This is a genomic window from Pseudomonadota bacterium, assembly GCA_018823285.1.
GTDB lineage: Bacteria > Desulfobacterota > Desulfobulbia > Desulfobulbales > JAGXFP01 > JAHJIQ01.
Map to the genome: position 1 here is coordinate 1 of JAHJIQ010000030.1, position 15,894 is coordinate 15,894.

At 49.6% G+C, this 15,894-nt stretch carries 16 protein-coding genes and 2 pseudogenes; 13 read left to right on the forward strand and 5 right to left on the reverse strand.

Going from position 1 to position 15,894, the window contains the following annotated elements; genetic code table 11:
- Positions 1-387: 387 nt before the first annotated feature.
- From KKG35_07930 to KKG35_07940, 3 genes are read right to left on the reverse strand one after another with little or no spacing between them, the layout of a single operon-like run.
- A complete protein-coding gene (locus KKG35_07930) occupies positions 388-1,725 on the reverse strand; it encodes a B12-binding domain-containing radical SAM protein (GenBank protein ID MBU1738059.1) in 1,338 nt (445 codons plus the stop codon).
- Positions 1,726-1,745: 20 nt separating this feature from the next.
- Positions 1,746-2,744, reverse strand: a complete 999-nt coding sequence (locus KKG35_07935; GenBank protein MBU1738060.1) for a BtrH N-terminal domain-containing protein — start codon at positions 2,742-2,744, stop codon at positions 1,746-1,748.
- The gene (locus KKG35_07940; protein MBU1738061.1) at positions 2,741-3,172 is read right to left on the reverse strand and encodes a hypothetical protein; all 432 of its coding nucleotides are present in this window, start codon (positions 3,170-3,172) and stop codon (positions 2,741-2,743) included. The genes KKG35_07935 and KKG35_07940 overlap by 4 nt, the downstream gene beginning before the upstream one ends.
- Positions 3,173-3,412: 240 nt before the next feature.
- Here KKG35_07940 and KKG35_07945 point away from each other — a divergent pair, with 240 nt between their 5' ends.
- Positions 3,413-3,928: a peptidylprolyl isomerase gene (locus KKG35_07945; protein MBU1738062.1), complete on the forward strand. Its 516-nt coding sequence runs from the start codon at positions 3,413-3,415 to the stop codon at positions 3,926-3,928.
- 62 nt (positions 3,929-3,990) lie between these two features.
- Here the strand turns inward: KKG35_07945 and KKG35_07950 are convergent, their stop codons facing one another.
- Complete coding sequence (locus tag KKG35_07950) at positions 3,991-5,790, reverse strand: YgiQ family radical SAM protein (GenBank protein ID MBU1738063.1); 1,800 nt, start codon at positions 5,788-5,790, stop codon at positions 3,991-3,993.
- Positions 5,791-6,115: 325 nt separating this feature from the next.
- Between KKG35_07950 and KKG35_07955 the strand changes: the two genes are divergently transcribed.
- The 12 genes and pseudogenes from KKG35_07955 to KKG35_08010 all read left to right on the forward strand — a co-directional run bounded on the left by KKG35_07955 (position 6,116) and on the right by KKG35_08010 (position 14,800).
- The gene (locus KKG35_07955; GenBank protein ID MBU1738064.1) at positions 6,116-6,568 is read left to right on the forward strand and encodes a four helix bundle protein; all 453 of its coding nucleotides are present in this window, start codon (positions 6,116-6,118) and stop codon (positions 6,566-6,568) included.
- Positions 6,569-6,867: 299 nt separating this feature from the next.
- Positions 6,868-7,500, forward strand: coding sequence for a hypothetical protein (locus KKG35_07960; GenBank protein ID MBU1738065.1), 633 nt, complete (start codon positions 6,868-6,870; stop codon positions 7,498-7,500).
- Between the two features lie 477 nt (positions 7,501-7,977).
- Complete coding sequence (locus KKG35_07965) at positions 7,978-8,802, forward strand: hypothetical protein (protein ID MBU1738066.1); 825 nt, start codon at positions 7,978-7,980, stop codon at positions 8,800-8,802.
- A gap of 120 nt (positions 8,803-8,922) precedes the next feature.
- Complete coding sequence (locus KKG35_07970; GenBank protein ID MBU1738067.1) at positions 8,923-9,774, forward strand: hypothetical protein; 852 nt, start codon at positions 8,923-8,925, stop codon at positions 9,772-9,774.
- A gap of 118 nt (positions 9,775-9,892) precedes the next feature.
- Complete coding sequence (locus KKG35_07975) at positions 9,893-10,381, forward strand: hypothetical protein (protein MBU1738068.1); 489 nt, start codon at positions 9,893-9,895, stop codon at positions 10,379-10,381.
- Between the two features lie 47 nt (positions 10,382-10,428).
- Positions 10,429-11,043, forward strand: a complete 615-nt coding sequence (locus tag KKG35_07980; GenBank protein MBU1738069.1) for a hypothetical protein — start codon at positions 10,429-10,431, stop codon at positions 11,041-11,043.
- A 155-nt stretch (positions 11,044-11,198) separates the two neighbouring features.
- Positions 11,199-11,630: a GNAT family N-acetyltransferase gene (locus tag KKG35_07985; protein MBU1738070.1), complete on the forward strand. Its 432-nt coding sequence runs from the start codon at positions 11,199-11,201 to the stop codon at positions 11,628-11,630.
- A gap of 153 nt (positions 11,631-11,783) precedes the next feature.
- Positions 11,784-11,990: pseudogene (locus KKG35_07990) on the forward strand (hypothetical protein).
- 453 nt (positions 11,991-12,443) lie between these two features.
- Entirely contained in the window at positions 12,444-12,545 is a 102-nt protein-coding gene (locus KKG35_07995) for a transposase (protein ID MBU1738071.1), read from the forward strand.
- Positions 12,546-12,649: 104 nt separating this feature from the next.
- A pseudogene (locus KKG35_08000) lies at positions 12,650-13,113 on the forward strand (DUF2703 domain-containing protein).
- Between the two features lie 411 nt (positions 13,114-13,524).
- A complete protein-coding gene (locus KKG35_08005; protein ID MBU1738072.1) occupies positions 13,525-13,908 on the forward strand; it encodes a response regulator in 384 nt (127 codons plus the stop codon).
- 7 nt (positions 13,909-13,915) lie between these two features.
- Positions 13,916-14,800: a sulfite exporter TauE/SafE family protein gene (locus tag KKG35_08010; GenBank protein MBU1738073.1), complete on the forward strand. Its 885-nt coding sequence runs from the start codon at positions 13,916-13,918 to the stop codon at positions 14,798-14,800.
- A gap of 5 nt (positions 14,801-14,805) precedes the next feature.
- On the opposite strand, the gene KKG35_08015 is transcribed toward KKG35_08010, so the two are convergent.
- Positions 14,806-15,789 (reverse strand): diguanylate cyclase, encoded by a 984-nt coding sequence (locus KKG35_08015; protein MBU1738074.1) that lies wholly within the window; start codon positions 15,787-15,789, stop codon positions 14,806-14,808.
- Positions 15,790-15,894 lie beyond the last annotated feature (105 nt).

Here is a 15,894-nt window from a genome sequence, read left to right on the forward strand (position 1 = left end):
AGTTTGGATAATCTTCCGATAATAAAAGGGTTTTGGCGATTTGTTCGAGCCTTTGTTCCACAAGAAGCCAGAAGCCAGGAGTCAGAAGCCAGGAGAAAAGCTTTAAAATCAGTCATTCTGGCTCCTGGCTTCTGGCTTCTGGCTTCTGAATTCTCATCATGAAATGCCACTCTGTCTCTGAACCATTTTATGACATCAATCCAATAACATAAGACAAGTCAGGAAGTTGATATTGGTTTATTAATGGGTCGGTGTGGAGAGGAGCTTCTGTCGAACCATCCTTCGACAAGCTCAGGATGAGCGGTAAAATAGTAATTCCGTTCGCTCTGACAGTGAGGCCTGTCGAACTGTCGAAGAGTCATGGGCTGAAATTGGGTGGTAGCCAGCCTATGAGATAATCCTCGGGTTGGTGATTTTGCTGATGGTTTTATAGCTGTCGTAATTCCAGAAAAACGAGATGCCGGTCGAGAAGAGGCTGCGGGTGTTGTAGAAGGTCCGTAAACCCCTTTTGAGTGATACCGGAAATGACGAGACCGTCCGGTAGGCATTGACCAGCCCGTGGTAGAGCTCTTCCGGGCTGATGTTCTTCGGCTGATAGACCGGCTCGAAGATATTGTAGGCCTCCCAGTCGGCGGGATAATTGGTAAGGAGCAGTCTGTCTTCCGAAGCCAGTTCGTGATAGAGAGCGGTTCCCGGCATCGGGGTCTGGATACTGAGCTGCACTGCATCAATCCCGGTCTCCATGATGAAATCAAGAGTCTTCTTGAAGGTGTCGGGGGTGTCGGTATCGGTGCCGAAGATGAAACAGCCGACGATGGCGATGCCGTTATCATGAATTTTCTTGATCGCGTCCTTGAAGTTTTTGGTGTTCGGGCGCATGTTGACCTTCTTGTTGAATGAACCGAGGGTGTCGGTCTGGAGCGATTCGAAGCCGATCAGAAAAGCCTTGGCGCCACTGTCGGAAGCGGCTTTGAGCAACCCTTCGTGCTCAACGATATTCAAACAGGTCTGCCCACCCCATTCCTTCCCGGACCCTTTCAAACGGTCGAATAGCTTAAAGGCCCGGTCGATGCAGTTTCGGCCGGAACCGATGATGTTGTCATCGATGATGAAAAGTCTTTTGTCTTGAATCGAGTTGATCTCGGCAACCACATTGTCGATATCGCGCATCCGGTACTGGCCGCCGTTGAACAGGGTCACCGAGCAGAACTTGCAGTTGTGCGGGCAGCCGCGCGAGGTCTGGACGGTCTGGACAAAATAGTCATTGTGCAAGAGATCGCGGCGCGGATGGGGAAGATGTTCGATATCCGGGCGGCCGGAACCTTTGTAAATCGGTTGCAGCGAATTTTTCTCAAAATCTTTCAGGACTTCCGGCCAGAGGTTTTCTCCCTCGCCAACCACCACCGAGTCGGCAAAACGGACGGCTTCATCCGGAACCATGGAAGGATGGATCCCTCCCAGCACCACCGGAATTCCCCGTTTTCTGAATTCGCCGGCGATTTCGTAAGCCCTTGGGGCAAGCGGAGTCATGCAGGTGATGCCCACCAGATCGGCCTGTTGGTCGAAATCAATGTTGTCGAAGGCCTCATCGATGATCTCAACCTCATAGGTGTCGGGCGTATGGCTGGCAATCATCATCAGATTGAGAGGCGGCAGGGCCAGGACCCGGATGTTCTCAAGGAGTTTCGTCCGGTAGGCAGGGCTTATGAACAGAATTTTTTTCATTGCGGATTCACCTAAGTTAATCAGAGGACGGCCCGGTTCAGGTCCTGATAGAGTTGTTCTTCTAAGGATGCGATGTCCATAAGGATTGCGGCCATGGCCGGGAAGGAATCATTGGCTCCGGCCCTTCCCTTGCAATTTCGGGCGGCGGCCACGGCAAACTCCCGCCAGCGGTCGCCGATAGCGGTCATCCGGGAGGAAAAAGTCAGGAAATCGTCACCCAGATAAGCGGCGGCTTCCTGTAAAAATGCGGCCTGGATGAACCTGAAGCCGGCCCCGCCGGTGCCGATTTCCTCCTGCATTCGGATGAGCTGGCCGAGGTAGAGCAGCGCTTTTTCAGGCCCGAGTTTTGCGGGCCAGCTGACGAGGCGCCGGGCAAGAAAGCGGATGCCGGAAACGCCGATGATCGGCAACGGGTACTTCAGCATCGCCTTGCAGGAGGCGGTGATTCCGTTTCGTATGGCGCGCGGGAGATCGGGGTCCGACGGAACATGGGTCAGATAGTACATCCTTCCTTTCGGCGCCAGGGTCCCTTTGGCGAACCGCGCCTTGGCAAGATCCGCTCCGGCGCAGATGACAGGTTCCGGAAAGACCGGGTCACTGATCAGATAGTCGTTGCCCTCTTTGCCGAACACCACCATGTTGTGCATGTTGAAATGAAAACGGTACGCTTCCGGGAAATAGGGGAGCCACCAGGCCCCGGTCTGCAATCCCACCGGGGTGCCGGTGGCAAGGACCTCGTCGAGGGCCTGCATCGCGGTTTCCGGATTCCGGAATTTTCTGGCGGTTATCGTTATGCCCAGCTCTCTGGTGACCCGTTTGAAAATGGTTCCGGTGATGGTCCTGAAGGTAGTCAGGGGCAGATTGTTGAGCCTGATGAAGGGGATGTAGCCGAAGAAGAGACCGGCCCCGATCCCGAAGGCCATTGCTTCGGAGAGTTCAATCCCGTAGTGGGAAACGAGTCCGGCGGTCGCGCCGTTTTCACAATGGGCCGCCTGACGGTGTCTGAAATCAATCTTCATTTCCTGTCCTGACCGGGGATCTTCATCTCGTCAACTTTGGCAATGTCCTGCAATTGCTCAATACTTATTCGGAAAAGAGCGGCGTACCTTTCCAGGATCGGTGGTTTCAGCTTTTTGAACACCTTCGGCTTGAAATGGCGTTTCACCCGCCAGCGGAAGATGCCCATATAACTTGCCAAGAGGGAAATGTCCATCAGGTTCCTGGTCATGTGATAGGCGAGGGGGGAGAGACGACCCGCAACAACCTGCTGCCGAACTCTTTCCACTTCGGCGACAATGACTTCCCATGCCTGGTGGTTGGAGATGTTTTTCGGTTCCCAGCCGAGGCTCGGTACAAGCTCGTACCTGCCGTCGGAGTCCACGGCATAGGTCACTTCTTTCAACCCCTCGGCGATTCCACCATCCTGGGGGACGTTTTCTTTCAGCATAAAATCACGGTGTCCTGGTATTTCTCAGGATATTTACGGCAGCTCTTATTGAGTCATGGATGAAAAAAACACTATATTCAATAGGAGAAAATTTGCCAGTCAGATTTGGCTGCGGATGGCTGTTTTTACAGGTCGGTGAGCGCGTATCCGCCCAAAATCTTGCATTTAATGCCGGCCGGTGCTAGATTGCTCGGCTGTTTTGTTTTGATCAGATAAATTCCTGAACAATGAGGAGCTGCAATGAGTGACACTAAAGAAATCAAAGCTGTAATGGACACCACCAAGGGCAAGATCCGCCTGGTCCTTTTTGGTGAGAAGGTGCCATACACCGTGGCCAATTTTGTGAACCTCGCCAACCGGGGCTTTTACAACAAGCTCAGGTTTCACCGGGTGATTCCCGATTTCATGATCCAGGGCGGTTGCCCGCAGGGCAGCGGAACCGGCGGGCCGGGCTATAAATTCGCCGATGAGTTCGATGATTCACTGGTCCATGACCGGCCGGGCATTCTCTCGATGGCCAACGCCGGACCCAATACCAACGGCAGCCAGTTTTTCATCACCCATGTGCCGACCCCGTGGCTGGACGGCAAGCATTCGGTATTCGGCATGGTGGAGAGCGAGGCGGACCAGAAGGTGGTTAACAGCATCGTCGGCGGTGACCTGATCAGAACGATTGCCATCGAAGGGGACGCGGGCTGGCTGATGGAGCAGTGCAAAGATAAACTCGAAATCTGGAACGAAATGCTTTCCCGCTGATTGCGGGACAATTAAGAATTCAAAATGTAAAATGCAAAATGAATAGCAGGGTTCCCGGTCTGTCATTTTGCATTTTGCATTCTACATTTTACATTTTTTTTCCTGAACCGGGGCGGGTTGGTGGCCTCAAGAACCCGCCGCTGCTCTTTTTTGTCGCCGCTGTTCTTGGCCACAAAAATCCTGCGGCCGGTCTCGCGGTCGAGTTCGGTGACGAACATGGCGGTGGACAGGGTCCCCGGAGTGGGGGTGAAATCCTGGAATTGCCTGACCTCAAGGTTTAGCTTTTTCAGGGTCGACGCCATCTCTTTCATGTCGGCCAGGGTGCAGCCCGGATGGGCGGAGATGAAGTAGGGGTTGAAGCGGGCCTCCCGGCCGCTCTTTTTCGCCCGGTCCCGGCAGAGGGAAAGGAATTTTTCCAGAGCGTTTCCCCCCGGTTTGTGCATCAGCCGCAGAATGTTTTCCCCGGTATGCTCGGGGGCGATCTTCATCGAGCCGGGCAGGTGTTTTTCGATCAACCGTTCCAGCAGGCGCGGGGTCTTTAAGAGCAGTTCCATTCGGAGTCCGGAAGAGATGTGCAGGTTGTTGACCCCCGCCACTTTTTCGCATTGATCCAGAAGATCCAGAAACAGCTTTTCGTTGATCTGCAGATTCCTGCAGAGTTCCGGATAGAAACAGTCGTGTTTTTTACAGCTCGATATTTTGCACGAAGTGCCGAACAGGTTGGCGGTCGGGCCGCCCAGATCGCTGATCGTGCCGCGGAAGCCTTTCGAACCCGCGACCATCCGGACCTCAGCGACAATCGAATCCACGCTCCGGCTGATTACCACCGGCCCCTGGTGCCTGGTGATGGCGCAGAAAGAGCAGTTCCCCGAGCAGCCCCGGACGATGGTCAGCGAATCCTTGATCATCTGCCAGGCCGGCACATTCTTGGCCGAAGGATGCGGTTCGCGCCTGAACGGGAGGGCGTAGATCGTGTCGAGTTCTTCTCCGGTAAGAGGTTCCGCCGGTCCGTTCTGCCGGATGACCATCCCCTGCTGTTCCTGGTAAATGGGGGCGGAAGAGAGGGCCCGGGCGTGGCGGTCGAGAACGAGTTCGGCCTCCATGAAGAGTTCAGGCCGTTTTTTGATTTCCTCCCAGGAGGGGAGCCGGACCGCCTCATCAGTACCAGGTGTTTCGTCGGATTCCTTCTTTGACAATCTTTCGCAGGTCCCGGCGATCCCGGTGAGAGAGATATTTTCCGAGAGCCTGCGGGCCGCTTCCAGAATGGCCCGCTCCCCCATGCCGTAAACCAGAAGGTCCGCCTTGGCGTCGGTCAGGACTGAGCCCCGCAACACCCCCTGCTGGAAGTCAAAATGAATGAAGCGGCGGAGCGACGCCTCAAGGCCGCCCAGAATAATCGGCACCTCCGGCCACGCCTCTCTGGCCAGCGATGCGTAACGGATCACCGCCCGGTCGGGGCGGCGTCTCTGCTGTTTTGTTTTTTCTTCCCCGAAATAGGGGTTTCCATCCGGGGAAAAGGAGTCCTGGTCGCGGACCTTGCCGTTGCCGGAATAGTTGGCGACGATCGAGTCGAGATTGCCCGAGGTGATCCCGAAAAAAAGCCTCGGCCGCCCGAACTCGCGGAACGCTTCAGAGGAGTCATGCCGGGGCTGGGAGAGGATCGCCACCCGGTAGCCGTGGGCCTCAAGAAGGCGACCGATCAGGCTGATCCCGAAGGAGGGATGATCGATATAGGCATCCCCGGAGACCAGCACGATATCCACCTCCTGCCAGCCCCGGGCGGTCATGTCGGCCCGGCCGGTCGGGAGAAATTCAGCCGTTCCACTCCCGGCGGAGCGGATATCTGTGAGAACGCTACCCATCATGGCTATGATATATACTGATTGACCGGATATTGCATCAAGTAGCATTGCGACAGGTAGCTGACCCTGGTGGCCATGGATAGAGGGCAGAGCCCTCATCCGGTTGTCGCGGAACTCCCGTTAATTCCTTGATTTTGCCGTAGTTATCAACAGATAACCCCTTGCAGTTGTCAGCCTGACAACTTTTGGATATAGTTCGGGGGAAGAAACGCTCAAACGCTCAAACGCTCAAACGCTTGAACGCTGAAACGCTGTGTCGCTTGAACGCTGGAACACTTGACCGTTGAACCCCTTGAACGCTGTTACACTTAAACAGGAGAAGTCGATGGCTGCAAAATCTTTTGAAGATTTGGATATCTGGAAACAGGCGCGACGGCTGACCGGAGAAATTTATAAAATCACGCGGAACGGTGATTTTTCCAAGGACTTCGGCCTGGCCGGCCAAATCCAGCGTGCCTCGGTTTCCGTCATGTCGAACATCGCCGAGGGTTTCGAGCGGGGCGGCAACAAGGAACTCTTCCAGTTTTTGTCCATTGCCAAGGCATCGTGTGGCGAGGTGCGCTGTCAGCTTTATGTTGCCCTGGACCAAGGCTATATCGAGAAGGGAAAAGCAGAATTGCTGATCGACCAACACAGGAAACTGTCGATCATGTTGTACAAATTTATGGAACATCTCAAAGGCAGCAAGTTTCAAGGACAAAAATACAAGGCCCCGAAACCTGATCCGGAAATGGCGGAGTTCGATGCGATGCTGGAAAGGATCAGAAAAGGGGGATAAGCGATGAAGCGCTTGAGTGTTCAAACGTTCAAACGCTTGAACGCTTGAACGCTGAAACGCTGAAACGCTGGAACGCTTGAACGCTGAAACGCTGGAACGCTTGAACGCTGGAACGCTGGAACGCTTGAACGCTGAAACGCTTGAACGCTGAAACGCTGGAACGCTGAAAGAGGAGATGATTTCACCCGGCAAATTTTTTTGACCATAGGACGCTATTTGTCCCAGGGGGGGTGGTATGGTGGGATGAAGAAAGGAGGGGGAAACGGTTTCCATTGCCCCAGCGGGGAGAAAACAAGCTTATGAAAGACTATGAAAAGTTACGTGCCGAAATGATTCGCGACAAGGTCAGGAAGGCCGTTGCCGAAAACCCTGGTAATGTCCGGGAATCCTTGGAGGACATCGGCTTTACCTGGTTCGACGATGAGTATCCATCCGAAGAGGATGAAGAGAAAGTCGCAGTGCCGGAAATTGACCGGCAGTGGCAGCTCGTCTCGTACTTCGAGGGTCAGGCGCCATTGTCGGCGGCTGTGATCACCGCTTTTTTAAACGAACATGAGGCGGAAGAATCCAATTACCCCCTGATCAGAAGATATTTCAGGGCGGCAAATCAGCCGCTGAAAAAACTGATCCTTGCCGGGCTTGAAAACGACCCGACCAACCTCGCCCTTTTGACCGACCTCATCTTCTTTCACGAGTTCGAAAGAAACCTTTCGGAACTGATCACCCACCTGACCCGGGCCTGCCGGCTTGAAGACGACCCGCAACGCTTCTCCGAAATCGCCCGGGAATTTCATGACACCACCCAGGCCGACGGCTATCACGCCCTGGCCGCCCTGCAGGAAATTTTCGCTGAAGGTTCCGATAAACGCACAATTATTGATTATCTGATTGCCGAGGCGGCAGGAAACGATCAGGAAGAAATGGAGTTTTGAGATGAAATGCTACGCCCACAGCCTGGAAGGGGAGCTGCCGGGAAAATGGCAGTTGCTTGAGGATCATTTGCTGAAATGTATTTAGGGAGCCGTATGAAAGGTGAATTTGTAATGTAAGAAACGGATGTCCCTGAATAATTCGAAGATGGAGATCAGAGCAGTGGAGATGCTTGGCAAACTGGAGAAACTGCCGAAGGTGAAAATAGATGAGTGAAAGAAGAAAAATCGGGCGAACAGATTCACCCCTCTACCGGAAAGTTAAATAAACTGTCACCGGAATTCCTACCATTTGAGATGAAATACGGAAAAGCAAATAACATCCAAAGAGTGCTTGTCAAGAAAAAACATATAGGATAACCAATGGTTATGATTCTTGTACCCCCAAAAACAAGTATCGATAATCATTTTCGGAAAGAACGTATATCATTCTTTTGGGGATGATATACGGATCTGTATAATAACTTGTTAGGAGACAAAATGGGGAAACTTATAAGGTGTTTGGACGGTAAGACCGGCTGCTGGTCACGTGTCAATCTGGAAAATGGGGACCCCATATGGATTAGTGTGGCTCAGGCCGGTGTAATCGTGAAAAAATCCAGGATGGGCCTCATGGGAGCGAAGCTCTATAACGAGACTAACGTCTACAATGCTGCGAAAATGGCCCAAGCCCTTGACGCACAAATCAGCGAATATGTAACACCCTCGGAAATGACAAATCCTGTGTTGCGTGCCTTCACACAAGTGGCTCTTGAATGCAAATCGGCTGCTCAGCTTTCAGTTCGCTTAAATAGGGCACTGGAGGATGAAGGAACCAGTGACTCGATATCGGAGGAGAACAGAAAGAAGGCAAAGATGCGAGAGCAAATCATTTCGGAATATGGAAATTACATCGAAAACCATCCGCCAGTTGGAGAAATTCGAGACGTTTCGGAGCTGCCTTATTCAAAGGAACAGATTTTTGATGCAATCACTCTGGAGATAGTGCGGGAAAATAATGACCAGAGGGTAGAGGCCATGAAAGCTTGCGCTATTATGCTTGCTGATTTTCAAGAAAATGTTGGCCCAAAGCCACTGACAATACTGGGCATGAGCACTTCTGAAATGCTCGCCGGAGTCAATAGCAATGCCAGTGATCTGAAAGACCTAGCGGCAAAAATTACTGAGAACCCAGATAAAGAAAAATATGAGGCGTTGAGAAAAGTGGCTGACGAGGAGCTTATAAACATTCAGAGTAAGCTAATGGCAGCAGAGGAATTAAGAAGGCAGATGCCAGAGGCGAAAAAACGTCAGATTATAGGGTGACTCAACCAGTCTCCTAACAACCGCATACTCGGACTGGCAATTCCGCTGCGCTTCATTACCAGCCGGTTATGCGTAACGAACCGCGCGGTGAAAAATAAATTCACAGGAAAGCATCGGCTAATGCTCATTTACCTTGATTCGAGAGATCTTATAAATCTTTTTGAGAAATCTAATCCTTGTTCACCGAATGACTTTGACAAGATACTTATAGGGGGTGGGCACAAGCTTGTTTATTCTTGGCTGAATATTGCTGAGATATCTGAGCCTTTACTGCACGCCAAGGCCAAAACTAACGTTATGGCCTTGCTAAATAGGGTTGAAGAATCGCCACATACCTACATTCATTCTTCAAGAATTCCGCACCTTGAACTGACATCTGCTGTGAAAACCTATGCCAAAGGGGAGGAGTACGAAAAAGTAGATCCATACGTTCACCGTTTTGACTATACAGTGGAACTCAACGCCAGGCCTTCAACAAGGGATTATTTAAATTATCCATTAGCTGAAATTGTTTGGGATCTGCATACGTTTGGTGCATTAGGAGGACTTGATCGTTTTGCAGAAAAACTAAAGCAAACATTTGCGGCAGACAGGGCATTACAACCAAAGCCGAGTCTAAAAAAACACTTTCCGGTATTGGTAAAAAAAAACCTGAAATTGCATAATGTCACGGGGGCAAATGCTGAAATTAAAACCTTTGCCAATTGGATTTATTCAAATGCTGCAAGATGTCCGTCTCAAAGATTGGGGTATGAAGTATGGCATAAAATGATAAAAAATGTGCAGGATGAACCTACCCCATCAGACATGGAAGATTTTTGCCATTTAGAATGTTTGCCTTATGTCGATTTTATGACACTTGATAATAGAATGCGCGGTTATGTTTCCCAAGCATGCAAAGCGACACAAACAAACCATTTCGAGAAATTGAACAAAGATACAGCGGAAATTATCGGTAAGTTGCAGAAATAAAATGAAAAGACTCACATATCAAGTCAATTCAGGCGACGGGAAGGGGCGCGGGGGCGCTGACGTGGCAAGCATTTTGGCCCGCGCCTGATTTCTGCCGAAACGTATTGAGATAACAAGCATGGAGACACAAAAGGAAGAAGAATATGTAAGCCTGAGGCTGGCAGATGGGGACATCGATAATGTAATTCGGCTACTCAAACTAGCCAAAACTGAAAACGATCCCACTCTGAAAACTTTGATTGTACGATATTGTATTATTGAATATGCCAAACCCTTTAAAATGAGTTGCGGGGTATTCCAGAAAAAGTTCAAAGCATTAGATGCATCCGCCATTTTCCCGTCCGGAAGTCCTGACCATGAAACACTAATCACAGAAAGAGACCAGCGAATAGCCCACGGAGACATAACAGCTTACAAACCTAAGCTGCATTATTGGTCGGAGTTAGATATCTTTCCTATTGTGCAGAGGCCATCTCATTTGTGCGACAATATCGCCAATATCATTGTAAAGATAGAAGCTCTTTGCAGCATCGTTAAATGTTACTTGGCTGAACGAATGACAGTCATGGAAAATGAATTTCGGGAAGACATAAAGAATAACTCTTAATATTCCTACCTATAGCAGGGTGGCGTTTCAATTACAGAATCTAAAATATGCTATACATATCTATTGCTATTGCCCTTTTTATCGCTGGATATATCGCCCTTGTTATTAAGGGAAATAGTCAATTTTATGCAGTTGGTATTATTAGGGCAGGAGAAGGAAAGGTTAATACTCAAATTATCCTCAAACAGGGCGACAAAACACCGTTGCTCGCAATGGCTTTGTGTTACCTGGCAAAGATAAGATGGCTCATAATCACTGAGCCTGTTTGGTCTGAAAAGACATTTTCAAATATATTAAACATTACGGTAAATAATTGGCCAGTAGTGCCAAATGTTGAAATGCTTTCATCAACAAAAAAGGATATTTCAGAATACAAAGTAACTGTATTTTACAGTGCAAGAAAAGGTTGGTACGTGGATAATGTCATTCCTACGTGTGGCTATTATCCTGGAGATTTAGTGACAAATTATTATTTCATCCTGAAAAATATTCTGTCAGAGTTAAACGAAGATGAGAAAATATTATTAGGAAGTATGTTGAGTAGATTTAGAGATGATATCCTGTCAGTTTCTGACATAGATAAATCTCATAGAGGTTTGCAACGGTTACTAAATAAAGCAAATCTTGTCTTGAAAAATCAAGTTATTGCAAATAACAGCTAGACGTTTAACAAGACACTTCATCGGGTGCGACCTGCGGAACGGGGTTATCGGGCTTAACAAATGGGTGTTTTTATATAGGGAATGCTCAATTCTGACCCTCAATTTCTCAATTATTTCTTCTACTCTACTATGGTTCTTAATATGGAATAAGCTTTATGGACTTTAAATGGCATTTTGGCCAGACAAATATAAGTTGGAACGAGCTATCTGGGCTATATAAAATTGCTCCCCTTGGCATCAAATTGCTGAATGATCTTGAAGTTGTGTTCACCAATAGCAAGTTCAAATGCTTCGTCTATCATGATAATAGGCTTATTGGTGCTGGAAGAGCGTTAGCCGATGGAAAGGATTGTTCATATATCTGTGATATTGCAATCCACCCTGAGTATCAAGGTCTGGGGCTGGGTAAACAAATTGTACTAAATCTTGTTCGACTTTCTCAGGGGCATAAAAAAATCATTCTCTATGCTAATCCTGGCAAAGAAGGCTTTTATGCTAAGCTTGGTTTCAAAAAGATGAATACAGCAATGGCCATATTTCAAAACGAATCTGACATGATGGCAAACGGTACTCTTTCCGAACCATAACAATTTTTTACACAGCAAAAGAACGGGGGCTTGACAAATGGTGTTTGTATATAGGGAATGCCCATTTGTCAAACCTGATGCCCCTCAATTCCTTATTGGCGGCACCGGTGATTTAAGCGTTCGTGCCGTAAATAATATAGCGACACATCTCTCATGACTAAAAAGAAGAAAAAGCTCACCCCTGCTCAAAAGGCAGCAAAAAAGAAACGGCAAAACGAATATATGACCGTTTTCATGAATGGAAAGCAAAAAAGGGTCAAGCGACCTCAGACAATAGATGGAATGGGTGTAGATGAATTCATAAAAAATAATGCTGACCCAATTTGGCTCCAGCAAAATGAATTGTGGGAATATATGGATAATGATGAAATTTTGTGGAATGACGATACTCGATTGAATAAACAAGAATTGTTGGAGGAAATAGCAAAAGCATATTTGGACGCATTTGAAACTATTCTATTTGGGCCATTAACTGGTCAGAAAATAACTCCTAAAGATCTTTTCCATCTTGCGCCAACAATATGTTTAAAATTGAGAGGAATTAAACAAAATGAATTAAACCTGAAAAAGGCAACCGATGCGGCATTATCCAGTTATGTAGCAACTAGTGATATTGTTGGTGAATTGTTTGATATACCACAAATGGCATTTGCCTTCAGCTATGTCGCAAGTCTTTTAGGTCTTGATCTCCTTTCGGAGGATGAATGCACCAATATTCTCAATTACATTGAAGTCAATCTTGACCACTTAATTGATTTAACCAATAAAAACAATAAGTTGAAATGGCGAAAAAGTCGGTAGGGCTGACCCGCAATTATATCCATCGGCGTGAACCGCTTTGCTCTCAGAGGCAAGGAAAAGGTGTGTAGTCAATGGTTGATGTATTGCATGGTTCACAACATCATTGAAAAATAAATTCAAAACAAAATTGTCGAGCGGGAAAAAAGCTCTCATGGGCAATAAGGTTAACCCTTCCCAAGCGGCTTTTTCTACAGGCTCGTTAGATGTCGGAGCTACCCATGAAGACTTTAATAATTAAATGGCAAAGACTCGTTGATCATAATGACCAAACATGCCCACGCTGTAACGAAACGGGTGAATCTGTAAAAACAGCATTTGAAAAATTAAAAAAAGCGTTATCTGCACTGAACATAGTTGTTGAGTTACAAGTAAAGAAACTCGATTTCCCGATATTTAACCAAGACCCGCTTCAGTCAAACCGTATTTGGATCGGAGATAAATTACTTGAGGAATGGATTGGGGGAACAACAGGAAAAAGTAAATGTTGCGACACATGTGGTGATTCTTGTTGATGACAACCACAATAGAGCCACTCCGTGATCACCTAATGGAGCCACTTCGTGACAACGGTAATGATTCTGACTGCCGAACAATCTCAATCGGTGAAATCACATACGAGTCTATTCCTGAAAGTTTAATGATTAGGTCTGGGCTTTTAGCCGCAGCAGAGCTATTCAAGTAAAAGTATCTAGCAAAACACTACTGCGGGTGCGACCCGGTGAACGTCGGCGGCGTTACCGGCAACTTCATTGGCCGGGTCCGCAGAGTTTCGCGTTACCCGGAACCAGACGGCATGGTCGCTCACCCTGCGCGGGAGCGTGGATAAAATCATGCCGCAGTCAGTTCCGTGCTTCAATTTTTTGTACCGCTATACGAAAACTCAGCCTGAAAGTCATTATTCCCTTTATTCCCTTGAAATATCCTGGCTGCCGGATCAAGTCCGGCATGACATTATCACCCCGGCATTCCGGGCTCGAAGTCTTCGCTGTCTGACCTGGAAGCGAACGGCCAAATAGCAGAGTTTTCTCAAGAGACACAATTTTTTTGTTTCCAGCCGGGTGAAGTGGTATTTTCCGGTATGTTCAATTCGTGGATGAAAATTCTGGTGGTTGATGATTCGGCGATCATGCGCAAGATTGTCATCAGGTTCCTGAAGACTCTGGGCCTGCGCAACGTGGTGGAGGCGAAAGACGGCATTGAGGCTCTGGCGATCATCCGGCGTGGGGAGATAGAGCTGATTCTCTCCGACTGGAATATGCCCGGCATGTATGGGATCGACCTTCTGCGGGCTGTCCGTGCGGAACACAAAACCTCCGCGATTCCATTTATCATGATTTCCGCGGAAGCGCAGAACCATCAGCTCGCGGAGGCTGTTGCCGCAGGGGTTACCTACTACATCATCAAACCCTTCACGCTTGAAGTGCTGCAGCGCGGACTCGCTCGGGCGTGCCTGAAGAAAAATTCAGGAGAACGGTGATCAGGTCATGATGCGCTATACTTTCCCGGTTTCCGGGGTGACCACCTGGGTGGTGCTGCCGTTTGCGGTCGCATTTTTTCTCGCCTTTTTCGGGGCCATGGCCGGGGTTACCGGCGCCTTTCTCCTTCTTCCGTTTCAGTTGAGTGTCCTCGGCTATACTGCGGCCGGGGTTTCCGCCACCAACTTTGTCTACAATGTGTTCGCCATTCCCGGCACTGTGACCCGCTACGGCCAGGAAGGAAGGATCAACTGGCCGCTGGCTCTGGCCATCACCGGCGGCAGTCTGCCGGGGATTACCGTTGGATACTTTTTGCGGATCACTTATCTGACCGATCTCCGGTACTTCAAACCCTTCGCCGGACTGGTCCTGTTGTATCTCGCCTGGCTGGTCGGCAGAAGTGTGTTCGGCAAGGCGCGAAAGGATGATGGCCCCGCCCCTGAACGGACGGCCAGAATCTCCGGGATGAAATATGGCTTTACCCGGATGAGTTTTTCTTTTGCCGGGTGTGATTACGACTTCGATCCAAGGCCGATTTTTCTCGTTTCCCTGATCGTCGGGGTGGTCGGCGGGGCCTACGGCATAGGTGGCGGGGCGGTTCTTGCCCCTTTCTGCATTGCGGTCATGCGGCTGCCGGTGCACAGTGTGGCCGGGGCATCATTGCTCGGCACCCTGGTCTGTTCCGTGGTCGGAGTAGCCGTTTACAGCTTCGGAATCCCGGAAGCACGGCCCGATTTTCTGCTGGGCGCGCTCTTCGGGGTGGGCGGAATGGTCGGCGGCTATCTGGGGGCGAGATGCCAGAAGCACATCCCGCAAAGACCGATCAAGATCGGCATTTTCATCATGCTTCTCTTCGCTTCGTTCCGCTATCTGCTGCCCCTTCTAAAGAACTGACCGGGTCAGGTGTGGCTGTCGAGGCCCGCTTCTTTCTTGTCTCTCTTGTTTGAGTACATCAACTGGTCGGCCCTGCTGACCAGTTCTTCAATGGTGCACGGGGCGTCATGGTCGTAGCGGACGGTGCCGTAACTGAGGAGAATCTTGTATTTGCGGTCCTTTTTGTTGTTGGCCTTTCTGATGCCCTGCTCCAGCCGTTCGACGACCATCTTTTCACTTTTTTCACCCTTGCGGTTTGAGATCAGGACGATGAATTCATCGCCGCCGACCCTGCCGATCAGGTCGGCCTGCCGGAAGATGTTTTTCAGGAGGAGCGCCGTTTCAATGAGGGCGTCGTCGCCGATCGAGTGGCCCAGGGTGTCGTTGACCCACTTCATGTTGTCGAAGTCGGCAAAAAGGAGGAAGATTTCGTCCTCGTCCCGGCAGGCGGCTTTGAGCTGTTTGTCGCCGAGCGTCATGAAACCGCGGCGGTTGAAAAGGCCGGTCAGCTCATCGGTTACCGAGAGGAGATGGAGCTGGCTCTCGTAGCGTTTTCGCTCGGTGATGTCCTGAAGAAAAACGGTAATTTCATTCCGGGTTCCGATCCGGTTTAAGGCCACCGCCAGTTCAACTTCCACTTCAAATTCATCCCGGTAGAGAATTGAGGATTCGATCCGCATGCCGAAGTTCCGTCCGCGCTCGCCGGAGACCACTCTGGAGAAAAGGTCCTTGTGCATTTTCCGGTAGCGGGCAGGCATGATCTTGAAGATGGGCTGGCCGATGATTTCATCTTTTTGCCAGCCGCATAGCAGTTCGGCCTGGCTGTTCCATTCGATGATTTTTCCCCGGTCGTTGACAACAATGATCGCATGGATTGCGGTTTCGAGAATGGCCTGGAGGCGGGTGTGGTCGTCACTGAGCAGACGGATATCGTTCTGCTGGTCGGCAATTTTATGCCCCAGTTCGGCTACCGCGACTTCCAGCTCTCCATAGGTGGGTTTCCTGTCCATGCGCACCTCCCCCGAAGTACCGTATTTCAGGAATCCGACTAACATATAAGCTGAGCCTCAGCAGGTCAAGAAATTCCTCGGAATAATGTCCTGCGGTTCCAGACC

Excerpts from the sequence above, each read along its gene's own strand:
- KKG35_07970 (MBU1738067.1), top strand. The coding sequence starts at position 8,923 with ATGCTCATTTACCTTGATTCGAGAGATCTTATAAATCTTTTTGAGAAA.
- KKG35_07945 (MBU1738062.1), top strand. The coding sequence starts at position 3,413 with ATGAGTGACACTAAAGAAATCAAAGCTGTAATGGACACCACCAAGGGC.
- KKG35_07955 (MBU1738064.1), top strand. The coding sequence starts at position 6,116 with ATGGCTGCAAAATCTTTTGAAGATTTGGATATCTGGAAACAGGCGCGA.
- KKG35_07980 (MBU1738069.1), top strand. The coding sequence starts at position 10,429 with ATGCTATACATATCTATTGCTATTGCCCTTTTTATCGCTGGATATATC.
- KKG35_07985 (MBU1738070.1), top strand. The coding sequence starts at position 11,199 with ATGGACTTTAAATGGCATTTTGGCCAGACAAATATAAGTTGGAACGAG.
- KKG35_07935 (MBU1738060.1), bottom strand. The coding sequence starts at position 2,744 with ATGAAGATTGATTTCAGACACCGTCAGGCGGCCCATTGTGAAAACGGC.
- KKG35_08015 (MBU1738074.1), bottom strand. The coding sequence starts at position 15,789 with ATGGACAGGAAACCCACCTATGGAGAGCTGGAAGTCGCGGTAGCCGAA.
- KKG35_08005 (MBU1738072.1), top strand. The coding sequence starts at position 13,525 with ATGAAAATTCTGGTGGTTGATGATTCGGCGATCATGCGCAAGATTGTC.
- KKG35_08010 (MBU1738073.1), top strand. The coding sequence starts at position 13,916 with ATGATGCGCTATACTTTCCCGGTTTCCGGGGTGACCACCTGGGTGGTG.
- KKG35_07960 (MBU1738065.1), top strand. The coding sequence starts at position 6,868 with ATGAAAGACTATGAAAAGTTACGTGCCGAAATGATTCGCGACAAGGTC.
- KKG35_07950 (MBU1738063.1), bottom strand. The coding sequence starts at position 5,790 with ATGGGTAGCGTTCTCACAGATATCCGCTCCGCCGGGAGTGGAACGGCT.
- KKG35_07930 (MBU1738059.1), bottom strand. The coding sequence starts at position 1,725 with ATGAAAAAAATTCTGTTCATAAGCCCTGCCTACCGGACGAAACTCCTT.
- KKG35_07940 (MBU1738061.1), bottom strand. The coding sequence starts at position 3,172 with ATGCTGAAAGAAAACGTCCCCCAGGATGGTGGAATCGCCGAGGGGTTG.
- KKG35_07975 (MBU1738068.1), top strand. The coding sequence starts at position 9,893 with ATGGAGACACAAAAGGAAGAAGAATATGTAAGCCTGAGGCTGGCAGAT.
- KKG35_07965 (MBU1738066.1), top strand. The coding sequence starts at position 7,978 with ATGGGGAAACTTATAAGGTGTTTGGACGGTAAGACCGGCTGCTGGTCA.